Raw genomic sequence first — 23110 nt, forward strand, 5'->3', positions numbered from 1 at the left:
TGTCGCCAGGGAGGACCTCGATGACCCAGGCACCGCCGTTCCACCTCGCCTTCCCGGTCTCGGACCTCGAGGCGACCCGCCGCTTCTACGTCGATCTGCTGGGCTGCCGCGTCGGGCGCGAGGCCGCGCGGTGGATCGATTTCGACTTCTTCGGCCACCAGATCTCGGCCCACCTCGTCGATGATCCCGGCGCCGCCATCCCCACGAACCCGGTCGACGGCAAGGACGTGCCGGTGCGCCACTTCGGTGCCATTCTCGAGTGGCACGCCTGGCACGCGCTGGTCGAGCGGCTGCGCGGGCTCGGGGTGCAGTTCCTGATCGAGCCGCACATCCGCTTCGTCGACGAGCCGGGCGAGCAGGCGACGCTCTTCGTCGTCGATCCCAGCGGCCACGCGCTCGAGTTCAAATCGTTCAGGGACATGCGGCAGATCTTCGCGACGTGAGCCGCTCCGCGCGGCGTGCGTGCTAGGTTCCGACCATGTCCGACTCCGGTCGTCGCGCCACGTACCAGGACGTCCTCGACACCCCGCCGAACCAGGTGGCGGAGATCCTGAACGGCGTGCTCCACGCGACGCCGCGACCGTCGCTGTCGTGCCGCAACGTCACGTCGGTCCTGGCAGGCGAGCTCTACCTTCCCTTTCGCCGGGGCATCAAGGGGCCTGGCCGGTGGGCATTGCTGGTCGAGCCCGAGCTGCACCTCGGCACCGATCCGGACATCGTGAACCCCGACATCGCCGCGTGGCGCCGGGACCGGATGCCGCAGATCCCGATGCGGAACGCGGCCATCTTCCTCGCGCCCGACTGGGTGTGCGAGGTGATCTCGCCGTCCACCGAGGCGCTCGATCGCGTCGACAAGATGGAGATCTACGCGCGCGAGCTCGTGACGCACTACTGGCTCATCGACCCGCGGCTCCGGCGCCTCGAGGCCTATCGCATCGACGGTGGGCGGTTCGCGCGCGCGGGCGCGTGGGAGGGCGACGTCACCGTGCGCGTGGCGCCGTTCGACGCGGTGGAGATCGAGCTCGGCGTCCTCTGGCAGGAGTAGCGCCCGGACCAACGGCGCCGCAGCAGCGCCGGGCGCGTCGCGCTGGGGGCGCTCCCGCCGGATCGAGAAATCGAGATGGGCGTCGGCGCCTCCCCGGAACTGAAGCCGGATCGAGAAATCGAGATGGGCGCCGGCGCCTCCCCGGAACTGAAGGGGTATGAAATATCCCATGAGCGCGCCGCCCCGTTCCCCCGTGACCGCCGACCAGCTCCGCCCGGGTGATCCGTACGAGCTGTCGGAGGGACGCCTCGTCGAGTGCCTGCCGACCGGACGGCGCGGCGGTCGGAGCAACCTGGTAGGCGGCGAGGTGCTGGACACGGATCCGGCGGTCGAGGCGGCCGGAGTGGACGTGGGGGTCTCGCCAAGGCCGGAGATGCTGCGGGCGCCGGACATCGTGGTGGGGAACATCCCCGACGAGCCCGGGTGGGCGACCGAGGCGCCGCCGCTCGCGGTCGAGTACGCGGACACGGGGCAGGACGAGGCCGAGCTGCAGCGCAAGATCGAGGAGCTTCTGGCGGCGGGGACCCGCTGGGTCTGGGTGGTGCGGCTGCAAGGGACGCGGAGGGTCGAGGTCCACGAGGCGGCGCCCGGCGCGCCCGGCGCGCCCGGCCGGCCGGTGCCGGCCCAGGCACAGGCGGCGCATCCGCCGCCACTCGCGGCGCGAGGGGTTGCGCGCGCCCGGCCGCCGCAGCGGCAGCCGGCGCGCGTGGCGTATGCCGGCGAGACGCTCGAGGCGCCCGGGGTCCTCCGGAACGCGGTTGCGGTCGAGGCGCTCTATGACCGGAGCGCCGCACACGAGGCGACGCTGCGCAACCTGCTCCAGCGCAAGGGGTATGACGGCCTCGATGCGGTGCTGGACGAGGGACGGAAGCAGGGGCGAGCCGCGGGGCTGCGCGCAGGTCTGCGCGCCGCGGTGCGGGACGTGTGCGAGCTGCTCGGCCTCGCGCTCTCCCCGGAGCGCGAGACAGCGCTCGATGCGATGGACGAAGCCGCGCTCGGCGCCCTGCGCGAGCACCTGAAGCGCGACCGCCGCTGGCCTTGAGCCGAGGACCGAGCAGAGGCGACGGGCTCGCCTTCGGGGTCGCCCGACCAGCCGAAGGCGCGGCGCTCCATCGTCGATGGCCGGCGTGATGTGTGTCGGACCGGCGTTGGCATCCGAGAACGGCAACGTTGGCCTCGCGTCGGGCCGTCGAGGAGTACGGCACGCCGCGCGAGGCTTTCATCGCGCTCACGGGCGACGTGAAGTTCATCTGCGATGCGCGGCGCACGGCGCGCGCGGCGGCCTCGTCTCACTCCGAGCCGGTCTACCGCTACGTCTTCACGCACGTGCTCGATAACGCCACCGTGCAAGCGAGGGCCCTTTCCTCTGGCAGCGGCGCGCGCCGGGCGTCGGGCCGACGTTGGCCCCAGCAGCGGCAGCGGCGCGCGCCCGGCGTCGGGTCAACGTGAACCGATCCGCTTTGCTGGAATGCGCGGCTGCACCGACCCGAGCCTCCGCTCTCTCCCCTCTCCCGTCACACATCGCCTATCCCCTCCTCGGGACATCCGACCTGAATGGGCCCCTTGTCGGATTTGTCGCCCAGGCAGCAGCAGGAACGACCGTCCGCCGGTCACAGGCGGGGCGTGCGGCTTGCATCGACGTCGATGACATATGGGCATGTCCGGCGCTCATGGTGAGCAGCCATCACACGGGGGGATTTTACATGAATCGCATCAACATCGTCGGCATCGTGGCCGCGTCGCTCGCGTGCCTGGGGGGCGCGCAGCTCGCCTCGGCCGAGACCACGACGCCTATCGAGGAGCTCGTCCTCGTCGAGGAGACGCGAGCTCCCATCGCGGCGGATGCATCCAACGATAGTGCTTCGCGCCAGTGGCACTGGCACGGTCACTGGCATGGGCACTGGCACGGCCACTGGCATGGGCACTGGCACGGCCACTGGCACGGCCACTGGCATGGGCACTGGCATGGGCACTGGCACGGGCACTGGCACGGCCACTGGCACGGCCACTGGCATCACTGACGTCGCTGGTAGCGGCCCGGTGCGGCACCTCGGACCCTGGATGCGGATGCCCGAGGTGAGCAGGACGGAGCGCTGAGGGCACCCGCGTCAAGTCGCCGGGCCACGGGCCGGGAAGCTGGCCGCGGGCCAGCTTCCCGGCTCGCTTTTGTCTCTCAGGATCGCAAGAGCTCGTCAACGGGCACGAACGGAGGAAGCTGCATGGGAGGGAAACCGAACCGCCACGGTCGCGCCGCAGCCCTGGTCGCCGCCGTGGGCCATCTCAGCCTCGTCACGACGGGAGCCCTCCAGATCCATCCGCAGGGCCAGGGCTGGCTCTCCCGGGCGATCGCCTATTACGGCGCGCTCTCCGGGGCCGAGAGCGGGTATGCCTTCTTTGCTCACGGCGTCACCCCGCTGCCCAGGGCCAACTTCCACGTCTCGGATGCCACCGGCGCGACCACCACCGATGCCCTCGAGTCCGGGGCCAGCCGCGAGACGGAAATTCGAATCCTGAATATCATCACGCCGTTTTTGAGAAATGAGGACCCGGCAATCCAGCGCTCGATCGCCGCGTCCTGGGCAGGCAAGGTGCTCGCGAGGCACCCCGGCGCCCAGAGCGTCGCCGTCCGGCTGGAAACCTGCGACCTGCCGTCGATGCGGGAGTACCGGGAGGGGAAGGCGCCCCGCTGGGAGCTGCACTACGAGGCGAAGTTCATGACCCGGTCCAGGCCGCGAACCTCCCGGGACGCGAACGGAGGTGTGCTGTGAACGACCAGGCGATCGGTCTCCACGCCTCGGCGGCAGGCCGGGGCCTCGCGCGCGTCCTCCGCTCGATCGAGCGCTTCGCGTTCGCTCCCGCCTCGGCGGCGCCCCTCGCGGCCCTCCGCGTCGGGCTCGCGGCCGTGCTCCTGCTCCAGGCGGCGCTCGTCGCGCCCGCGCTCTTCGAGCTCTACGGTCGGTCCGGGATCCTCCAGGGGCCTCTGCGCGACATGTTCGCAAGGACCGATCTGCCCCGCATCGGCTGGGCCGTGGCGCTCCTCGCCCCGCTCGGGATCGGAGAAGACACCGTCATCCTGGGCACAGGCGTGATCTACGTTCTCGCCCTCGCCGCGCTCCTCGTCGGGTGGTGGACCAGGGCAGCAGCGGTGGTCGCGTGGCTCACCCACCTGATGCTGATGATGACGGCGAACTCCACCGTCTACGGCGCAGACAGCTTTGCCAACATCTTTCTCTTCTATCTCGTCTGGATGCCCTCGGCGGCCGCCTTTTCCCTGGATCGACGGCACGGGCGCGTCGAGGGGGCGCCCACGCCGGGGGCCCGGCTCGGGCTGCGCGTGGTGCAGCTGCACCTCTGCATCGCGTACCTCACCGGCGGGCTGGGAAAGGCGGCAGGTGAGCAGTGGTGGAACGGAGAGGCGATCTGGCGATCGGTCATGCTGCCGGAGTACCGCCAGCTCGACTTCTCTTGGCTGGCCAACCATCCCTGGCTCGCGGCGGTCACGGGGTGGACGGTGCTGCTCGTGGAGATCGGCTATGCATTCCTGATCTGGCCGCGCCGCACGCGGCGGGCATGGGTCGTCGCCACCGTGGCGATGCACGTCGGGATCGCCCTGTTCATGGGCCTCCTCGTGTTCGGGGCGATCATGGCCGTGTTCACCCTCGCCGCGTTCGCCGTGCCGTGCGAGCCTCCCGGAGCGACGGCTGCGGCAGGCGCGGTGCCGGATCAGGACGTCGGCACCGCCGCGGGCCCGATCGGCTGAGCGCCGCGGGTCGCCGGGCGCTGGCCGGCCAGGCACCCGGCGCGCGCCCTGCGGGGTGCGTGTCTGCGCGCCTCAGGCGCGCACCGATTCATCGCGACGGCGCTCTGCGGCTCGAGGGGCGGGGCCGCCTGGCCCGCGCGGCGCGCCCCGGCGCGCGGCGCACACGTCGCGGAGCAGGCGCTCCCAGCGATCGTGTCGCTCGGCCAGGGAGAAGTGCTGCTGCGCATGGTCATGACGACCACGCGGCTCGCCGCCGCGAGCACGGCGCGCAGCGTGGAGGCGTCGAGCCGCACGTAATCGAAGAGCCCGATGGCTAGCACCGCGTCGTGGCGGCTCGCGAGGGCGCGGCACGATCTCACGTCGGCGCGCTCCAACGAGACCCCGGCGAGGCCCGACAGGCGCTCTCGCGCCCTCGCGAGCGCCGGAGCCGAGATGTCGACGCCCACGGCGCGCTCCAGGGCGTGCTGAGCCGCAAGGGCGCTCAGCAGGTCCCCCGTCCCGCAGCCCAGGTCGAGGACGGAGCGCGGCGCATGTGGACGGGCGAGCTGACAGCCATGCTCCGCGATGCGCTGGCTCTCCCGCCGGAACAGGCGACCGACGGTCCGCCGCAGCGCGGAAGATCGCCCGAAGTTGATCGGGAAGTACATGGTGTCGAAGTAGCTCTGGACGGCGCTCATCACACCCTCCCGTCATGGATCCGTTGACGTGGTCAGTCGCTGTCGCCAGCGATGAGAGGAGGAGCTTCATCCGCCGGACGAGAGAGGTCGGGGCGACCCTCTCGCCGGCGGACCGTCACGGTGGGCATAGGCGTTCTCCGCTCCAACGCCTCCGATGCGCGGGCCGATCGCTGCATTCAGGGCTCGCGCGCATTTCATCGCGAGCGCGGTCCTCTCGAGGCCGGGCTTGCCAGCCGGAGCCCTGCCGTCGAGAATCCTGCCATGATCAAGCAGGCCGCGCCGGCAACCACCGCGGCCCCGCGAGGGCGCCCGCAGCTCGACGCGCTCACCGGGCTCCGGTTCCTCGCGGCGCTGCACGTGGTCACGTTCCACTTCGGCGTGTCGGCGGCCGCCTCCTCCGGCTCCGCGGTGGTTGAGAGCGTCGCGCGGATGGGCTTCATCGGCGTGGGCCTCTTCTTCGTCCTCTCCGGCTTCGTGCTCGCGTACAACTACGCTGGCGAGGACGGCGGCCTCCGCGGCGATCGCCGCAGCTTCGTGGTCGCGCGGCTCTCGCGCATCTACCCGCTCTTCGCGTTCGCGCTGCTGCTGACGGCGCCGGTCTACGTCGCGCAGCTCGTCGAGCTCTGCGGCCCGCGCGTCGGCCTGGTCCGCGCGGCGCTGACGGGCGTGCCCGCGGCGCTCATGCTGCAAGCGTGGACGCCCTTCACGCTCTCGTCGTGGAACGGGCCGGGCTGGTCCATCTCGGCCGAGGCCTTCTTCTATCTCACCTTTCCCTGGATCGTCGGTCGCCTGCGCTGCACGACGTGGCGACAGCTCGCCGGCATCGGCGGGGCCCTGTTCGTCGTCGCGATCGCGGCGCCTCTGGCGCTCTTCATCACCGGGCGCTTCGTGCCGATCGAGGCGACGACGGTCCGCCTCCTCGGCGGCGCGCTCACCCTCCAGCATCTCGGCGAGCGCATCGTCGGCTTCAACCCGCTCCTGCGGCTCCCGGAGTTCGTCTTCGGCATCTGCCTCGGCAAGTACTTCCTGGCGCGGCGGGCCAGGGGCGCGACGCTCGGCGGGGCCACGGGCGCGTGGCTCGCGGCGGGCTCGTCCGCCGCGCTCCTCGCGATCTTCAGCTTCGCCGGCCGCTTCCCCGACGTGCGCTACGTGCTGCAAAACGGCATGTTTCCGCTCTTCGGCCTGCTCATCCTCGGCCTCGCCGAGGGCGGCGGCGCCCTCGGCCGCGTCCTCTCCACGCGGGCCATGATCCGGCTCGGCGAGGCGAGCTACGCCGTCTACATCCTGCAGACGCCGCTCTGGCACCTCTTCGCCAAGGCGGTGCTCTCTCCGGAGGTGCGGGCCGAGCGCAACGCGAGCGCGCCGGCCTACCTCGCGTTCCTCGCCTTCCTGATCGTCGCTTCGTTCCTCGCCTACGGCCTCATCGAGGCGCCGGCGCGCGAGTGGCTCAAGCAGCGCCTCCGCGTCGGTCGCGCCCGCCCCGCCCCCTCCGCGCTCGGCACCTGGTCCACGCCGGGGAGCTGCCGAGAGCAGCTCCCCGGCATCGCCCATCAGCACAGCTGCCAGATCCTCACGGTGCGCGTGACCGGCGCGGATCGGTTTCCTCCGGAGTCGATCGCCTGCAGCGTGATCCTGTGCGTATCGCCGAAGCACTCACCCGAGTACAGCCGCGCGATCACGCTGTTGCCAATCCCGAGCTCCGCCGGCTGCTCGGTGATCCGGTCCGTGGTCCAGACCAGGCCCTCGCCGCCCAGGGGGCCGTCCTCGGTGTCCGTCGTCGAGCCGACCAGCGTCACGTCCTTGAACCACCTGGATCGCCCCCGGTCGTAGCCGTCCCACGAATCGAGCTCCAGATCCCCTGCGGGCGTCACGATGCTCGCGACGGGAGCGTCGTCCGTGCAGGTCCTCGCGGAGATGAGCACGCTGTTGAGCGGCGCCGGGTCATCGTAAGCGAGGAGCTCCACGCGAACGGTTCCTGCCGCGAACGACGTCGTGAGGGACCTGCCCGTTCCATGGCTCGCGCCGTTCGCGAGCCACCGGATCCGGGCGTCCGGCACGACCACCGAGTCGAACCCCGGGAACAGGACCTCGGCCATCAAGGTCATCTCCTCGTTCGCGCAGACCTCCACGGCGCTCGCCGGACGGGTGATGAACCCGAGCGGCCGCGCCGGGACCGGCGCGGAGGCAGTGACCTTGTAGACGTTGTCTTCGCCCGTCGGCGCCCCCACGGAGAACACGATGCGCTCTCTCGCCTCGGCGACGACGCGGTAGGTGCGCCGCGTGGACGAGGCGCTGACCGGCATCAGGCGACCCCGGCCGATCGTCACGAGCCCGTAGAGGGTCGCGTCGGGCATCTCGAGCGTCACCGTGACCTCCTGCGGCCCGGCCGGGGAGGCCGGCAGCTGCAGCCGGTAGAGGTCGACGTCGGGGGCCATGGTCATCGGTTGAGCGGCCGGCAAAGTCAGGATGGTCCCGCTGATCGATCGCCCGAAGGGCAGCGGCGTCGCCGTCTCGGCGGTGTCGTTCCGCGCGAGGATCTCGCTGTAGTTCAGCGACGTATCGGAGAAGCCCATGGCGGCCACGTCCGGCACGTCGGCCGCGGCCATGACCGCTGCGAGCGGGTTCACCAGCTTGCGACGCCGCTCAGGCTGATCGGCGTAACCGAGCGCCGCGAGCGCGGCGTTGCTGAACGTGTTGTCCGGGGACAGCAAGAGCTCCTTGATGCGCGCGACGATCCGGGAGCGCTCCGCCGCGCTCATGCCCTCGGAGCGCGGGTTCAGGCGGGGGTTCGCCGCCTGCATGTTGGCGATGACGCCGGTGATGAACGGGGCGGCGGCGCTCGTGCCGCCGAGCGGCCTCTGGGGCACCCGCGGAGAGTCGATGTCATCGACGCTCTGGGGCGCGAGGTACGCCGTGGGGACGGGGGCCCAGATGTCGACGCGGTCTCCGTAGAACTCCATGTTCTCGAGCCCCTCGCCGACGGCGCCGGCCACGATCGTCTCCGGGATCATGGCCGGGACGATGCCCCAGCGCTCCGTCCTCGGGTCGCTCAGGTCGACGAGGTCGCGCACCACCGCGGGGAGCGACCCGCGGGACAGCGTGTTGCCGGCGATCGTCACGACCGGGACGCCGGCGCGGGCCGCGCTGCGGACGCCGGTGCTGATCGGGCCCTTCAGGTCGCCGAACGAGAGCGTCGCGACGCAGGCCCCGGTGGCGGCGGCGGCCGATCCCGCGACGACGGCGCACGCGATCGGGCCGAGGATCGGGATCGCGCCGGCTGCCGCGCACGTGACCGCGGCGGCGGCGTGCGCTCCCGCCGTGACGACGCTGCAGATACCGAGGCGGCCTTCCGGCGAGCAAATGTCGACGTCGGGGCCGATGTTCGTGAGGATCCGGCACGGGTACCCGCCGCTGATGTTCACGACCGAGGCGCCCTGCGACACGGCGAGCTGAACGCCGCGCCCCATCTGGAACGCATACGCGGCCGTGTCGTACTTGTAGAGCATCGGGACGGCGACCTGGCCCGCCACGCCCGCCGAGCCGATGCCGTTGTTCACCTTCGCTCCGATCGTCGCGACCACGCCGGTCCCGTGCCACGACCTGGCGCCGAAGAAGCTGTTGCCGACGGTCGGAGGCCCCCACGCGGCACCGGGCCCGCAGCAATGGCCGCCGAACAGGCCCTCGGTCATGTCGCACGCGACGAGGTCGCCGCGCTCCGGCCAGCGGACATCGTCGGTCGGCGCAAACCCCATATCGAGGACGGCGACGTTGATCCGCTCCTCGTCCTTCTCCCACAGCGCGTTGAACGCCCACACCGACGGGACGTTCTCCACGCAAGGTCGGCTCGCGTCCCCCGGCACGCAGGGGACCTGGCTGCCTCTCGCCGGGGCCATCTTCATCGAGTGCGTGAGGTGGCGCTCCTCCGTCGCCGAGATGGCGGGCGCTCCCTGCAGCTGCAGGCGCGGGTTCACCGCGACGAGGTAGCCGTCGAGCTGCAGCTTCATCGCGAGCGAGGCGATCTGCAGCGCGCCGGCGTTGCTGGCGTGCAGCGGACCGTCTTCCCCGAGCAGCGCCCGCAGCGCGGTCACGTCGGAGGCGCGCTCGCCGCCCGGGTCGACCTCGACGAGCACCGCGTCGCGGCCCCCCGCGTCCTCGCTCTCGAGCGTCGCCTTGACGCTCCCGCCGGTATCTCTCAGGAACGCCTCGAGCTCGTCGCCTCCGGCAGGGTAGACGATGAGCTCCCGCGTCGCGATCTGCACGGGCAGCCCTCCCCTGGGGAGCAGGGTGCCGTTCGGCTTCGCGCCAGCGCGGCCCTCGTCGTCGCCCATCGCGACGCCGGCGTCGACGGTCGGCGCTCGCGCCGCGGGGTCCGCGAGCAGGGCGAAGTCGAAGACCACGTCCTCCTCGAGCGCATCGAGCGGCGCCCGCGTCTTGTCGATGAAGTACTGCGCATAGAACAGCTTTCCGGGCTGCGCGCTGAGCACGCCGTCGTCGAACGCGCGGCTCCCGTCTGCCTGGACGCGGAGGGGGACCGTCGAGGCGAAGCCGGCGCGCGAGGCGACGAGCTCGATGAGCTCCACGTCGCCCGTCTCCGGAGCGGCGAGGGCGACCGTCAGCGGCCCGGGGCCGAGGTCGACGCCCCCCGGATCGAGCTTCACCGACAGCGTGTCGCCCGCATCGTACACCACGCGGTCGAGTCGCAGCGCGAGCCTCGGCGGCCTCTCGACCGGGGAGAACGTCGAGCCTCTCGGCGGGCTCGGCGCATCGCCGTGGCGATCGCCGTCTCCGGAGCTGCAGGCCGCGATGGCCCCGCACGCCAGCGAGATCCACCGGAAACACGGGAGCTTGAGCATGGACTCCTCCTCCTGGGGTGAGCTCGGCATTCGCGGAGAGCCCACAGAGGCGCTGGGGGTCAGCGAAAGCGACGGGCGGTGGCGCGGGCCAGCGCCGCCGACATGGCGATTGCCGCGATGCGCTGGCCTGCGTTGCGCTCCGCGCACAGCGTCGAGCCGTGCGCCGATCTCTCCGTCACAGGCGGTAGGAGCAAACGCGGTGCCGTCCTCCCGTGCCGCGATTTCACGGCCACCGCCTTGCGCTCGCGCGCCCTGCGGACGGCACGCCGCCGAAGGGCCAGCCGCCTGGGCGACGAGGTCACCGTAGCTTCAGCTTCATCCCCTCGTGGCTCGCCACGAAGCCGAGACGCTCGTAGAAGCGGTGCGCGCGCCGCCGCACCTTGTTCGAGGTGAGCTGCACGCGGAAGCACCCCCGTCGCCGCGCCTCGTCGATGGCCCATCGCATCATCGCCTCGCCGATTCCGCGGCTGCGCAGGCTCGGGTCCACGATCACGTTCTCGATCTGCGCGACCCGTCCGCCGCGGTTCGCCACGTACTGGATGAGGGTCAGGTGGAATGCGCCGGCGACGCGGCCCTCGACCTCCGCGACGAGCAGCGCGTTGTTCGGATCCTCGGCGATGGCCGCGAGCGCCTCGCGGTAGCGCGGATCGAGCGGTGGACCGGGGTGGTCCGACTTCAGGTTGCCCTCGTCCTGGATCGAGAAGAGCTGGACGACCGCCGGCAGGTCTGCCTCGGTGGCGCGGCGAATGGTGGGTACGAGTTGCGGCTGGCTCACGCCCGCATTCTGCCCCATCCCGCACCGGCGCTGGGCTTCGTGCGGTGCCGGCCCCCCGGACCCCACCGCCGCCCTCACGCGCCCGCGCGCGAGACGCTCGCCAGGAGGAGCCCGGTGACGCGCCGCATGAACGCGACATCGAGCGTGCCCGGCAGTGCCCTGCGCGCGAGCGCTCGAGCGGGGAGGAGGGAGCATGATTGAAATGGATTACAGACTCTCTTCCTTCTCTGGGTCTTTGAGATTCGCTTCATGCCCGCGTGCGATCTGGACACAGGCGATCAAGCCGTGCAGAGTCACCGCTCCACGAAGTCGACCGGAGGACGGTGCAGATGCGCGTAGTCAACACAGCCAGCATCCCCGCGGACGAGTCCCTCAAAGCGGATGAGCGCACCCTGCTGGGGCTGTTCAAGGATATCCGGAAACACGCGGAGCTCTCGGCATTCTTGCCGGAGGCATGCCGCCTGTCCCTGAGATGGGTGCGACTCGCCTCGGGTCAGCCGCTCAGGCCTCGTCAGCTCCCCGGCAAAGGCATGATCGTCGTCACCGACGGCTCCGGCGAGGTCATCGGGGCCTCGGCCCGGAGGGTCCAGGCGGGAGACATCGTGCTGGTCCCTCCCGGCGGGCTGCGCGGGCTCGTGGGCGGGGCGCCTGACGGGCTCTCCGCGATATCGATCCACTTCGAGGGAGAGGGCGCCCGCTGGGACACGCCGTGCCTGTGCGCGACGCTCGCCCCGGGCGGCGCGGGCGATGGCCCCTCGGATGGGGCGGCAACTCCGCTGGATCGCCTCATCGAGGAGAACGAGGCCCACGCGCGAGAGTTCGCCGTCAGCCCCCTGATGCAGCTCATCCGATCCGAGCGCGCCCTCGCGGACGACGTGAAGCGACGGATGCTCGGCGCGCTCCAGATCTGGTCGAACGCGTTCCAGAAGGTCCTGTGTGCCAGGGTCGTGTTCGAGTCGCACCCGGCCGCGATCAAGATCGCCGAGCGTCACCTGGCCGACGAGGTCGGGCACAACCGGAGGCTCGCCCGGATGCACGGCCCGTCGCGCTCGCCGTCCTGGGACCGCGGCATCGCCGCGGCGTCGTCCTGGTTCATCGAGCGGATGGGCTCGGCGTCCACCGAGGAGCGGACCGTCCTCATCCACTTCGTCATCGAGCGCTGCGCCGATATCCTCCTCAGCGCGGCCCAGCAGATCTTCCCCGACTCGGACTACTTCGCCACGCACGCCGAGGTGGACGCCGAGCACTTCAAGCTCGGGTACGACCTCCTGAAGAGCTTCCCCGGCCTGGACGTCGCCCCGCTCCGGGGCGTCCTGACCGAGGGCTGGCAGATGATGAACCTGATCTGCCAGCGCATCAGCGACATCGCCGAACGCGGCTGCGACGCGGCGGCGGAGCTCCCGGCGGCCTGCGCGGGCCCCGGCGAGCTCGCCGGCGAGTCAGCGCGCGAGCTCGCGGCGCTCGCGATGGCTCCTGCCGCGGAGTGAGCTGCGGACGTCTCTGATGGCGTGAGGAGAAGATCTGGCGACGTGAGGAGAAGAGAGGAACCACAGAGAGGCACAGAGGAAAGAGATGAGATCCTTCTCTCTTTTGTGTTCTCCGTGTCCTCTGTGATTCCTTCTCTTCTTTCATGAGCCCGGAATCGACCCGGGCAGGGCGTCAGCTCGCGGCTTTCACCACGTCGGTGATGCCCTGGACGCTCTTCGCGCTCTTCGCGAGCATCTCTTTCTCTTCCGCGGTCAGCGACAGCTCGACGATCTTCTCGATGCCCTTGCCCCCGAGGATGACCGGAACGCCCATGTAGATGTCCTTGTAGCCGTACTCGCCGTCGAGGTACGCCGCGACGGGGAGCAGCCGCTTCTGGTCGAGCAGGAAGCTCTCGGCCATCGCGACGGCGCTCGAGGCGGGCGCGTAGTAGGCGCTCGTCCCCATGAGCTGGACGATCTCGCCGCCGCCCTTGCGGGTCCTCGCGATGAGGGCGTCGAGCTTCTCCTTGCTGATGAGCTCGGTCGCGCGCACGCCGTTGATCGTGCACGCCGAGGGGATGGGCACCATGTCGTCGCCGTGGCCGCCGAGGACCATCGAGCGCACGTCCTTCACGGACACGTTCGCCTCGCGCGCCAGGAACAGCTGGAAGCGCGCGCTGTCGAGCACGCCCGCCATGCCGAGCACGCGCTCGCGCGGGAAGCCGGTGCGGCGCTTGAACTCGTACACCATCGCGTCGATCGGGTTCGAGATGACGATCACCAGCGCGTTCGGGCAGTGCTCCTTCGCGCCGTCCGCCACGCTGCGGATGATCGGCAGGTTCGTCGCGACAAGGTCGTCGCGGCTCTGGCCCGGCTTGCGCGGGATGCCGGCCGTGATGATGAGCACGTCGGCACCGGCACAGTCGGCCCAGCTCGAGGTCCCCTTGATCGACGCGTCGTAGCCGAGGACGGCGCCGTTCTGCTCGAGGTCGAGCGCCTTGCCTTTCGCGAAGTCGGCCTTCTGGGGGATGTCGAAGAGCACGACGTCCCCGAGCTCCTTGCGCGCGATGAGGGCCGCGAGCTCCCCGCCGATGTTCCCGGCGCCGATGAGTGCGATCTTCTTTCGGTTTGCCATGGGCGGCCCTTTACCACCCCCCCGGCCGGAGACCAACGGGGGGCCCGGGCGGGGCGAGGAGGGGAGGAACTCGGCCGGCGTCTTCGGAAACCTGTCGACTCGCCCCGCGAGGCCGGGTAAGCCGCGCCCCATGGTCACCGAGGACGATCTGCGCACCGCGCTCGGCAGGGTGCTCGAACGCACCTCGCTCGCGGGCCCCTTCGCCCGCTACGAGGGCAAGGTGCGGGACTGTTACACGACGCCGGACGGCCGGCGCCTGCTCGTCGTCACCGACCGCATCAGCGCCTTCGACCGCGTGCTCGGCACGCTGCCGCTGAAGGGGCAGGTGCTGAACCGGCTCTCCTCCTTCTGGTTCGAGCGCACGCGGGATGTCGCGCCGAACCACATGATCTCCCAGCCCGACCCGAACGTCCTCGAGGCGATCGAGTGCACGCCGCTGCCGGTCGAGATGGTGGTGCGCGCCTACGTGACGGGCGTGACCTCGACAAGCATCTGGACGCACTACACGCGCGGCGAGCGCGTCTTCTGCGGCCATCAGCTCCCCGACGGCCTCCGCAAGAACGAGCGCCTGCCGCGGCCCATCCTGACCCCGAGCACCAAGGCGCCGAAGGGCGGGCACGACCTCTCCGCCTCGCGCGAGGAGATCCTCGCCCTCGGGACGATCGCGCCGGGCGACTTCGACGCCGCCGCCGGGATGGCCCTCGCGCTCTTCGAGCACGGAGCCCGCTTCTGCGCGGATCAGGGGCTCATCCTTGTCGACACAAAGTACGAGTTCGGCAAGGACCGGAACGGGAACATCGTCGTCATCGACGAGATCCACACCCCCGACTCGTCCCGCTTCTGGTTCGCCTCCACCTACGACGAGCGCTTCGCGGCCGGCCAGGACCCGGAGTCCTTCGACAAGGAGTACGTGCGCCGCTGGCTCGCCGCGCGCGGCTTCCAGGGCGACGGGCCGATCCCGCCGATCCCCGACGAGGTCCGGATCGAGGCGTCTCGCCGCTACATCGAGGCGTTCGAGCGGATCACCGGCGCGGCGTTCGTCCCCGACCTCGAGGACCCGGCCGTGCGCATCCCGCGCAACCTGGGAGTGTAGGTGGGCGCGCCCGTGCCCGTGCTAGCGTCGCGAAAAGAGCGCTTGGAGCAAAGCCAGTGAAAGCCGTCGTCACCGTCCGACTGAAGAAAGAGGTCCTCGATCCCCAGGGCGACGCCGTGAAGCGCGCCCTCACCTCGCTCGGGTTCCCCGGCGTGAAGGGGGTGCGCGTGGGCAAGATCATCGAGATCGAGCTCGACCCCTCGCTCGGCAGCGCGCCCGACCTCGAGCAGCGGCTGAAGAAGATGGCGGACGAGATGCTGGCCAACACCGTCATCGAGGACTACGAGGTCACGCTCACGCCGTAGCCCCGCTGCCGCGCGGCGGGGCCGGCGGCGGTTCAGGCCTCGGGCGCGACGAGCTTCTTCGCCCAGAGGATGGCGTCCTTGCGGGCGCGGCCGACGACGAGGTGGCGCGCCAGCACGGCCGAGCGGCGGAAGCCGTTGGCGAGGAGGGCGGCGCACAGCTCCTGGTCGTCCGCGGGGGCGAAGGTGAACGTGCTCACGGCCTTCTCCTCGACGAGGCGATGGCACAGGGCGCCGATGGCCGCCGTCGTGGCGAGCCGCTCCGACTCGTGGCGCGGCGAGGAGAGGATCTCGAGGAACGAGTTCCCGAAGCACGACTGCATCTCCCACGTCGCGTGGAGGGTGAAGCCGCCCCGCGCGGAGAGCGCATAGCCCGTCCGCACGGCGTCGCGCCCGAACGGCTCGAAGCCCGTGAGCGCCCGCCCGGCCCGCTGCGCGACCGCGACGGCCCGCCGCAGCTCGACGGCGCTCGCCGGCGCGATCTTGATCGCGGGCAGCGGCCGCCCCTCGCCCTCCCGGAGCAGCCGCCTCGCGCGGGCGATCGTGCGCTCCGCGAGCAGGACCGCCGGCGAGCCCGCCCTGTCGTCGCCCTCGGCGCCCTCCTCGTCGTCGCCCTCCTCGCTCCGCGAAGGCGACATCTGGGACACGACCGCCCCGAGGATCCAGGCGTCGCTGCGCTTGTAGAACCCGGGGATCGAGCCTTCCCGGACGAACCCGAGGCGGGTCCAGGTCGGGACCTCGTCGCGCTCGACCAGGGTGTAGATCTTCTCGACCCCCTCGCGCTTGGCGGCCGACAGGACGAAGTTTCGCTTCGACGGGGTCGGCCCCGCCCGGAAGTCGATGATGCGGAGCGACCGGTGCCGTCGGTTGACCAGGAGACAGAGCGAAACAGCGTCGTTCCGGAACAGGAGCTCGTCGACACCGCTGCTCGACGTAGAAGACAAGTTTCTCGCTGCCATATCCCTCGTGCTCGGCGAAGGCGTGAAGCCTCAGGTCACGTGGTCATTGCAGAATTGCAAATTGCAAATCTGAAATGCCCGTAGCAGCCGGGGCCCACAGCGTCAACGATGTCGGTGAAGCCGGGGAACGGGAAGCGGGGAAGGGGAGGGTCAGGGGGGAGCGGCGAGCCGGCTTGCGTCGGTCGGCTTGACCCCGAGCGCCTCGAGCGACTCCTTGAGCTTGGAGCGCTGGAGGGAGATGCGGGTCGGCATCCCTCCGGAGATCTTGAAGATCTCCAGGAAGTTCAACCCGCTGTCGAAGCGGGCGGCGAAGGTGACGCTATCGTTGTCGACGACGACGGAGATCGGCGCGCGCTCCTGCCCGATGAGGAGGAGCAGGGTCTTGTCGTAGGGCCCGCCTCGCTGGGAGGCGTCGACGAGGACCAGGCCTGGCTCGACGCGCTCGTAGCGGAGGGCGATCCGGCGGGTCTCGGCTTCCATGGTGGCGAGCTCGGAGCCGGCCTGGTCGATGGGGGTCCAGAGCGACGGGTCGGAGAGGCCTGACGCGAGGTGCCGGACGATGAGGCCGAAGAGGGCCTGGTCGCGGGGGCGGGCGCGGAGGGCGCGGTCCATGCGGGTGGCGGCGGGGCCCGGGACGCCGATGCGGGTATCGATGGCGCGGGCGTCCTCGTCGCAGCCGGGGTAGGGCTCGACGCCGCCGCGCATCCACTTGGCGCCGCTGGCGAGGCCGTCGAAGTCGACGTGGCAGACGAGGGTGTCGACGCGCCCGGCGCGGGAGACGACCTCCGGGGTGATCATCTCGGGGCAGGCGCCGTGCTCGGCCTTGGTCGACAGGACGAAGCGGGGATCGCCCGCGAAGCGCGCGTGGTGGGCGCTGTCGTGGTGGTCGACCCAGGCGCCGAGCCGCGGCCCGAGCTCCTGGATGAAGGGGAGCGTGACGGTCTCGAAGCTCTTGCCCCCCGCCTCCGAGGCGAAGGCGATGTCGAGCACGGCGACGTTGCCGCGCAGATCGCGGGCGCGCGGGAGCTTGCGGGGGGAGGCGAAGGCGAGATCGAATGCGTGCATGGCGTAGCTCCGGGGGAGGCGGGCACCGTCCAGCCGGGCTACCCGGCGCGTGCCGCGTCGGGCACCTTGCTCCATACACCCGAAATGACGGAAGCGCTGCGGCGGAGGACCTTTCTCGGGCGAGGCCTGAATGATCCGCTAGGATGATCCGACCAACGGTAAGGACAGCTCGGGGCGCCCGGGCGGTCTTGCCGTACGCCGCCGCGCAGGAGGCCGACGGCACCAGAGAGACTCGACAGGAGGGGACCGCGCCCGGGATCGCCTCGAGCGGGACTGCCCGTCTACGTCGGAGGAAGTGGATGAGAAGCGACGTTCTGGGACTTGGTCTTCTGGCTCTTGGGGCGGTGCTCTGCGGTGGAGGGCTCCCGGGAATGCCGGCCATCTCCGAGGCGAGGGCAGAGCCCGCTCAGGTGGCGGTGTCGGCCGCGCAGGTGACGGGGGCAGCCGCGCAGGCGGCGGTGTCGGCGGTGTCGGGACCTACGTGCAAGCTGAAGGGGACGGCGCCGGTGAACAAGGGCGCCCGGCTCCACGACGCGCCGAGCGGCGGCCGGACGATCGCGAACTTCACCGGCGCGCTGGTCCCGATGACGCTGAGCGCGATCCCGGCGGACCCGTCGGCAGGCCGGGCGAGGCTGAGCACGTCGGAGGGCTCGCCGGCGCTGCGGCTCGACGGCTACATCGCGCCCTCGGACGTCGCTGTGTACACGACGCGCGACATCCCGGTCATCCAGGGGCACATCTGGATCTCGAGCGCGCAGAAGGTGAAGCTCGTCGCGGCCACGGGCGACTCGCTCCGCGCGGAGCTCTCGATCTCCGGATCCGAGCGGCAGACGGCGAAGGGCTCGGCCTCGTGCGACGCCTTCTCGCTGCAGCGCAGCTCCCCCGTGAAGATGGAGGTCCCCGGCAGCGCCCGCGGCTACCTGATGAAGACGTCGACGATCGAGCTGCTCGATCGCGCGGACGGCGACGTGATCTTCACGCTGAGGATGCTGGAGGGGACGGCCCAGCTCTTCTGGAGCACCGAGGCCAAGTCCGGGTTCGTCCACCTGATGTCGCGGGGCGACCTCACGATCGACGCCTGGGCGCGCCTCAAGGATCTGGAGCCGCTGAAGAAGGGCGAGATCATGGATCAGTACATCCCGCCGACGACCGCGGTGGCCGGCGCGCAGCTCGCGCTCGACAAGGCGCCGCCGATCGTGAAGGCGACGCGGGCGATCCCGGTCCGCGCGCGGCGCGACGTGAAGGAGAAGCCGGTCGGCGAGATCGAGGCCGGCGCGGAGATCTACCTGCTCGAGACGGTGGCGGGCTGGACGAACGTGCTCCCGAAGGCGCTCGGGATGACGCCGCCGGACGAGGGCGGCTTCTGGATCCCCGCCGCCGAGACGCCGAAATAGCGAGGGCGCGGGCCCGCCGCGGCGCGCGGTGGGCCCCACCGGACGACGCGGCGCAGCGCGGTCGGGGTCGCCGTGGCGCCCTGTTCGAGGGGCTCAAGTCTCGAGGGCCCCGCTGCCCGACGCGACTAGGATGGCGCGCATGAGCAGATCGCCGTTTCGTTCCCGGCGGCCTCGCATCGGCGCCGCCGTCGGGGTGATCGCAGCCTCGTCGACCCTCCTCGGCAACGCCGCCGCGCAGGTCGCGCCCGTGGTGCTCCCGCACGCGGCGGGCCAGCAAGCGCTCGCCGTCCGCATCGAACCGGGCGGGATCACCGCCCGCGCCTGTCCTGCTGCGGCCGCGTGCGCGCCCGACGGCGGCAAGGTCCTCGCCGTGCCCTCCGAGGTCGCGCCGCTGCTCGGCAGCGCGCGCGTCGTGCCGATCTCGCTGCCCGGCGGCAAGCACCTCGCGAAGATCGAGGCGCCCGCCGCGGGCAAGCCCGCCTCCGCGAGCGCGCCGGGCGCCGGAAGCGGCAGCTGGGCGATGCTGCTCGCGGCGCCGCTCGCGGGGAAGGGGACGGAGCCGATCGTGCTCTGGAGCGGCTGGACGGGCGTCGCGACCGGCGAGCACGGCGAGGGGCGGAGCGACGCCGTGGTCGTGGAGCCGCTCGGCAGCGGCAGCCGCGTGCTCGTCGGGCAGCTGCGCGAGGACGTGACGATCTGCGGGCGACCGGCGCTGGTCGGGGCGAGCGAGGTCGATCCGCGGACGATGACGCTCCTGAAGGGGGCGAGCTTCCAGAACCTCCCGGCCGAGGAGCGCCGCGCCGCGGGCAAGCTGGCCGCGGAGCGCCGCGAGGCCGACGCGGCGGCGCCCGCCTTCCGGCTGCTGCGCCCGACCGCGGCCTCGAGCGCGGTCGGCAAGCGCTTCGCGGAGATCGCCGACGGCGACCCGAAGACCGCGTGGTCCGAGGGCAAGGCGGGCGCGGGCCGGGGCGAGTTCGTGTCGTTCTCGTCGGCGGACGAGGTCGGGATCACGGGGCTCGGCCTGCGCATCAAGCCGCCCGACGGCGTGGAGGGCGGCGCCGCGCCGCGCACGCTCTTCGTAGCGACGCCGGATCGGCTCTTCCAGGTGAGCCTGCCCGAGGACGCGTGGCTCAAGGAGTCCGCCGGCTACGAGGTGAAGCTCCCCGAGGAGATCAGGGCCTCGTGCCTCGCCGTCGTCCTCGACGAGGCGTACGCGCCGCGAGGCGCGGGGGATCGCGGCGCGCCGTCCGCTCCGGAGGTGCGCGTCACGATCGCCGAGGTCACGGCGCGCACGGCGTTCGACGGCCAGGGCCCGGGGACGCTCGTGGGCGCGCTCGCGGGCGGCGGCGAGCGATCCAGGGCGGCGGCGGCGCTGCTCGCGCGCAGCGGACCGGAGGCGATCGAGGCGGCGATCGCCGGCTACGACAAGCTCGACGCGGCGGGCAGGCAGCTCGCCCGCGGCGTGATCGACGCGGCGCCGTGCGCGACGCAGATCCCGTTCTTCACCGCGCGGCTCGCGGCTGGCGCGTCGGCCGTCGCGCCGCGGCGCGGTCCCCGCGCGGCGGCGCCCGAGCCGGATCCCGAGCTCCACCACGCGCGCGATCGCATCCGCCGCTGCGGGCGCGCGGCCGCCCCGGCGCTGGCGGAGATCGTGACGGGGGGCGGGTCCGCGGCCAAGGTGGCCGCGGCGCGGGAGCTCGCGCTCGTGGCGCCGGCGGAGGCGATCCCGGCGCTGCTCGACGCCCTCCCCGGGGCGCGCGGCGCGACGCGGCGGGATCTCAGGGCCGCGCTCGCGCTGGCGGCGCGGAGCCAGCGGGCCGCTCCCGTCGTCGAGGAGGAGGTGCAGATGGAAAGGCTCCGCGCCCGTCCGGAGGACGCGCAGCTCGATCTGCTGCGCGCGCTCGGGCCGGCGCTCGGGCGGGTGCGAGGCGGCAGCGCGGCGTTTCAGGCGCTCGCCTCCGCGGCTTCCGCGCCCTTCGCGCGGCGTTACCTGCTCCAGGCGCCGGCCGCGGCGCTCGCCCGCGCCGGCGAGGCGCCGGCCGAGGCGTACCTCCGCGCGTCGCTCCGGAAGGACGCGGACCCGCACGTGCGCCTCCGCGCCGCCGAGGTCGCGGCGGAGGTGCCGGCCCTCGCGCCGGACCTGCTCGCGGCGGCCTCCGATCCGGACGTGCGCGTGCGCGAGGCGGCGATCGTGGCGCTCTCGCGCGCGGCCACCGCCGGCGCGAAGCTGCCCGCGGGCGCGGCCGAGGCGCTCGCGGCGCGGCTCGCCTCGGACCCGTGGACGTTCGTCCGCGGCGGCGCCGCGCTCGCGATCGGCGCGATGCCGGCGACGCCGTCGGGCGACCGGGCGCTCGTCGGGGCGCTCGCCGATCGATCGCCCGAGGTGCGCCGGCACGCGCTCGACGGCCTCGGCGCGCACAGGGCGACCGCGCACATCGAGGCCGTGCGCGACCGGGCGGAGGACAAGGCGGAGGACGTCGAGGTGCGCGCGCGCGCGATCCTCGCGCTCGGGGCGATGTGCGACGAGAGCTCGGTCGACCTGTGGACGCGGCTCGCGCTGCGGGCGAAGGCGCCGATCGGCGAGGGCGATCAGCGGCTCGGCTCGGCGGCCCTCGCGGCGCTCGGGGCGGTGCACCCGGCGGATCTGCCCGCGCGCCTCAAGCCGCTGCTCGACAAGGACACGCCGCACGGCCTGCGCGAGGCGGCGAGGGCCGCGCTCTCCGCGGCGCCGCAGTGCCGCCGGTGAGCCGCGCCGCGCGGCCGGGCTTCCTCCGCGAGGTCGTCGAGCGCGCCCGCTGAGCGGCTCACCTCACGCCGCGGCCGGTCCGCCGCGGCAGCACGGCGCGGGCGCGCGCGAGCCACTCCGCGAGCGAGGCGGCGTCCTGGGGCACGGCGTCGAGGTCGGCGTCCTCCGCGACGCGCACCATCGCGGCGCCGTCGCCGGGCATCATGCCTTTCGCCGCGAGCATCGCCTGCGCCCGGAGCGGCGACAGCTCCTCGGTCGCCTTCTCGCCGAGGAGCGCGAGGATCCAGCCCTCGAGCGCCGGCACGGCCACGCCGCCGATCACCTCGGGCGGCGAGGACAGGCTCGACGAGACGCGCCGGATGCCCTCCGCGATCGCCTCGCGGCGCGCCGGATCACGGTCGATGTCGCGGGAGAACGCGAGGACGTCGCACCCTGCCTCCTTCGCGTCGATGGCCGCGCCGAGCACGTGGCGCGTGTCCTCGTGGGCCGCCCCGCGCGCCTGGTACTTCCGGATGCTCTTCCACTCGCGGGCGCCGCCGACGACCCACCCGTTCGGCTGCACGCGCGAGAGCAGCGTGAAGAGCACGCCGGGGTGCTTGTCGGACTGGTAGGCCGGGGCCCCGGCGCGGCTGCCGAGCTCGTTCTCGCCCTCGCCGACGAGGAAGACCCGGGCCTTCTCGAGCGGCTTCATCACGGCCGCGGGCCTCCTCCGAGGAGCGGCGCCTCGTCCGCTCCGTTGGCGTAGCTGAGCCAGAGCTCGCCGAGCGCGTACACCCTCGCCCGGTCCTCGAAGCCCGGCGTGTCCAGGATGCGCGTGGCCCTCATCCCCTGCTCGCCGACGCGCGTCACGACCGTGACCTCCTCCGGCTGGAGCTCGTTCACGACGAGCGGGCTGTGCGTCGCGAGGAGGACCTGCGTCTTCTCGGAGACGATGCGCAGCGCGCGCATGACGTCGGCGATGCGCGCGGGGTGGAGCCCGTGCTCGGGCTCCTCGACGAGGAGCAGGGGCATCGGGTCGAGGTGCGGCAGCGCCGCGAAGGCGAGATAGTAGAGCATTCCCTCGCTCATCAGCGCCGCCGGCACGACGGCGCCGCCTTCGAGCTTCACCCCGATGGCCTTCGTGGTGGAGCTCGGGTTGGCGAGGTGGATGCTCCTCACGCTGGGAAAGAGGCGGGTGAGCTCCTCGTTCAGCTCGATGTAGGCCGACAGGTCGCGGCTGATGACGGCATCGTAGAGGGCCGGCAGGCCGGTGCCGCGCTCGTCGGCGAAGCAGAGCGGCCGCCCGTCGGGGATCAGCGGGTGCGGGGCCCTCAGCGCGTCCGGGTCGAGGCGGAGCATCTGCGTGCCGCGCAGCGCCTGGACGATGTCCGGGGCGGGGCGTTCAGGGCTCGGCCCGCCGTTCGCGCCATCGTCCTCGTCGGCGTCGTCGAGCAAGGAGGGGGGCTCCAGATCTCTGGGGAACGACGTCGAGCGGACCCGCCCTGCGGCGTCGAGCTCCACGCGCCACGTCGTGCTCGCCGCCGACACCTCGAACACGGCGCCGCCGTGGGCCTTGCTCGCCGGGGCGCCGCGCCCGAGCGGGTCCGGCGCCGGCGCCCCGAGCGCCCGCTCGAGGACGGAGGAGAGGGTCCGGAGCGCGCGCAGCACGGTGCTCTTGCCGCTGTCATTGGGCCCGATGAGCGCGTGCAGCGGCGTGAGCTCCAGGGTCGTATCCTGGATGCAGCCGTAGCCCTGGATGCGGAGCTGCTCGACGTAGGGTCGGTCCATCGACGTCGACGCCAGCATACCCGCGGGCGCGCTGGCAAGGAACTTGGCCCGTCGTCGCCGGCCCCTCTACGCC

Annotated in this window: 20 protein-coding genes and 1 pseudogene; 13 read left to right on the top strand and 8 right to left on the bottom strand. The window is 72.2% G+C overall.

Annotated elements, in window-relative coordinates; genetic code table 11:
• Window positions 1-20: 20 nt before the first annotated feature.
• The 7 genes from WMF36_RS05960 to WMF36_RS05990 all read left to right on the top strand — a co-directional run bounded on the left by WMF36_RS05960 (window position 21) and on the right by WMF36_RS05990 (window position 4805).
• The gene (locus WMF36_RS05960) at window positions 21-443 is read left to right on the top strand and encodes a VOC family protein (RefSeq protein ID WP_437578637.1); all 423 of its coding nucleotides are present in this window, start codon (window positions 21-23) and stop codon (window positions 441-443) included.
• Between the two features lie 35 nt (window positions 444-478).
• Window positions 479-1045 carry a Uma2 family endonuclease gene (locus WMF36_RS05965; RefSeq protein ID WP_437578638.1) on the top strand — a complete coding sequence of 189 codons (567 nt, stop codon included), beginning with the start codon at window positions 479-481 and terminating at the stop codon, window positions 1043-1045.
• Window positions 1046-1214: 169 nt separating this feature from the next.
• Entirely contained in the window at window positions 1215-2087 is an 873-nt protein-coding gene (locus tag WMF36_RS05970; protein WP_437578639.1) for a Uma2 family endonuclease, read from the top strand.
• Window positions 2088-2215: 128 nt separating this feature from the next.
• On the top strand, window positions 2216-2494 hold the full coding sequence (locus WMF36_RS05975; RefSeq protein WP_437578640.1) for a hypothetical protein: 279 nt from the start codon (window positions 2216-2218) through the stop codon (window positions 2492-2494).
• Between the two features lie 254 nt (window positions 2495-2748).
• Entirely contained in the window at window positions 2749-3066 is a 318-nt protein-coding gene (locus WMF36_RS05980; protein WP_437578641.1) for a hypothetical protein, read from the top strand.
• A 198-nt stretch (window positions 3067-3264) separates the two neighbouring features.
• Window positions 3265-3813, top strand: coding sequence for a hypothetical protein (locus WMF36_RS05985; protein WP_437578642.1), 549 nt, complete (start codon window positions 3265-3267; stop codon window positions 3811-3813).
• Window positions 3810-4805 carry an HTTM domain-containing protein gene (locus WMF36_RS05990; RefSeq protein ID WP_437578643.1) on the top strand — a complete coding sequence of 332 codons (996 nt, stop codon included), beginning with the start codon at window positions 3810-3812 and terminating at the stop codon, window positions 4803-4805. The genes WMF36_RS05985 and WMF36_RS05990 overlap by 4 nt, the downstream gene beginning before the upstream one ends.
• Here WMF36_RS05990 and WMF36_RS05995 read toward each other — a convergent pair.
• Window positions 4769-5482, bottom strand: coding sequence for a class I SAM-dependent methyltransferase (locus tag WMF36_RS05995; protein ID WP_437578644.1), 714 nt, complete (start codon window positions 5480-5482; stop codon window positions 4769-4771). The genes WMF36_RS05990 and WMF36_RS05995 overlap by 37 nt on opposite strands.
• Window positions 5483-5743: 261 nt before the next feature.
• On the opposite strand from WMF36_RS05995, the gene WMF36_RS06000 reads away from it, so the two are divergent.
• Entirely contained in the window at window positions 5744-7312 is a 1569-nt protein-coding gene (locus WMF36_RS06000; RefSeq protein WP_437578645.1) for an acyltransferase family protein, read from the top strand.
• A 902-nt stretch (window positions 7313-8214) separates the two neighbouring features.
• Here the strand turns inward: WMF36_RS06000 and WMF36_RS06005 are convergent.
• Window positions 8215-10365, bottom strand: a pseudogene (locus WMF36_RS06005) (S8 family serine peptidase); the annotation flags it as partial.
• A gap of 268 nt (window positions 10366-10633) precedes the next feature.
• Window positions 10634-11110, bottom strand: coding sequence for a GNAT family N-acetyltransferase (locus tag WMF36_RS06010; RefSeq protein WP_437578646.1), 477 nt, complete (start codon window positions 11108-11110; stop codon window positions 10634-10636).
• 530 nt (window positions 11111-11640) lie between these two features.
• Here WMF36_RS06010 and WMF36_RS06015 point away from each other — a divergent pair.
• Window positions 11641-12597, top strand: coding sequence for a hypothetical protein (locus tag WMF36_RS06015; RefSeq protein WP_437578647.1), 957 nt, complete (start codon window positions 11641-11643; stop codon window positions 12595-12597).
• 172 nt (window positions 12598-12769) lie between these two features.
• Here the strand turns inward: WMF36_RS06015 and mdh are convergent, their stop codons facing one another.
• On the bottom strand, window positions 12770-13711 hold the full coding sequence (gene mdh / locus WMF36_RS06020) for a malate dehydrogenase (RefSeq protein WP_437578648.1): 942 nt from the start codon (window positions 13709-13711) through the stop codon (window positions 12770-12772).
• A 130-nt stretch (window positions 13712-13841) separates the two neighbouring features.
• Between mdh and WMF36_RS06025 the strand changes: the two genes are divergently transcribed.
• Together WMF36_RS06025 and purS are read left to right on the top strand one after the other, a co-directional pair.
• The gene (locus WMF36_RS06025; RefSeq protein ID WP_437578649.1) at window positions 13842-14804 is read left to right on the top strand and encodes a phosphoribosylaminoimidazolesuccinocarboxamide synthase; all 963 of its coding nucleotides are present in this window, start codon (window positions 13842-13844) and stop codon (window positions 14802-14804) included.
• Between the two features lie 56 nt (window positions 14805-14860).
• Window positions 14861-15109, top strand: a complete 249-nt coding sequence (gene purS / locus WMF36_RS06030) for a phosphoribosylformylglycinamidine synthase subunit PurS (protein WP_437487201.1) — start codon at window positions 14861-14863, stop codon at window positions 15107-15109.
• Window positions 15110-15141: 32 nt separating this feature from the next.
• On the opposite strand, the gene WMF36_RS06035 is transcribed toward purS, so the two are convergent.
• Together WMF36_RS06035 and WMF36_RS06040 are read right to left on the bottom strand one after the other, a co-directional pair.
• The gene (locus tag WMF36_RS06035) at window positions 15142-16050 is read right to left on the bottom strand and encodes a hypothetical protein (RefSeq protein ID WP_437578650.1); all 909 of its coding nucleotides are present in this window, start codon (window positions 16048-16050) and stop codon (window positions 15142-15144) included.
• A gap of 165 nt (window positions 16051-16215) precedes the next feature.
• A complete protein-coding gene (locus WMF36_RS06040; protein WP_437578651.1) occupies window positions 16216-17130 on the bottom strand; it encodes a hypothetical protein in 915 nt (304 codons plus the stop codon).
• Between the two features lie 371 nt (window positions 17131-17501).
• Between WMF36_RS06040 and WMF36_RS06045 the strand changes: the two genes are divergently transcribed.
• Together WMF36_RS06045 and WMF36_RS06050 are read left to right on the top strand one after the other, a co-directional pair.
• The gene (locus WMF36_RS06045) at window positions 17502-18524 is read left to right on the top strand and encodes a hypothetical protein (RefSeq protein ID WP_437578652.1); all 1023 of its coding nucleotides are present in this window, start codon (window positions 17502-17504) and stop codon (window positions 18522-18524) included.
• A gap of 139 nt (window positions 18525-18663) precedes the next feature.
• Window positions 18664-21270: a HEAT repeat domain-containing protein gene (locus WMF36_RS06050; protein ID WP_437578653.1), complete on the top strand. Its 2607-nt coding sequence runs from the start codon at window positions 18664-18666 to the stop codon at window positions 21268-21270.
• A gap of 58 nt (window positions 21271-21328) precedes the next feature.
• Here WMF36_RS06050 and WMF36_RS06055 read toward each other — a convergent pair whose 3' ends face one another.
• Both WMF36_RS06055 and WMF36_RS06060 read right to left on the bottom strand, forming a co-directional pair.
• Entirely contained in the window at window positions 21329-21961 is a 633-nt protein-coding gene (locus WMF36_RS06055; RefSeq protein WP_437581857.1) for a hypothetical protein, read from the bottom strand.
• Window positions 21961-23037, bottom strand: a complete 1077-nt coding sequence (locus WMF36_RS06060; RefSeq protein WP_437578654.1) for an AAA family ATPase — start codon at window positions 23035-23037, stop codon at window positions 21961-21963. Before WMF36_RS06060 ends, WMF36_RS06055 begins: the two co-directional genes overlap by 1 nt.
• Window positions 23038-23110: the final 73 nt, after the last annotated feature.

The organism is Sorangium sp. So ce887 (assembly GCF_051521455.1).
Lineage (GTDB): Bacteria > Myxococcota_A > Polyangia > Polyangiales > Polyangiaceae > Sorangium.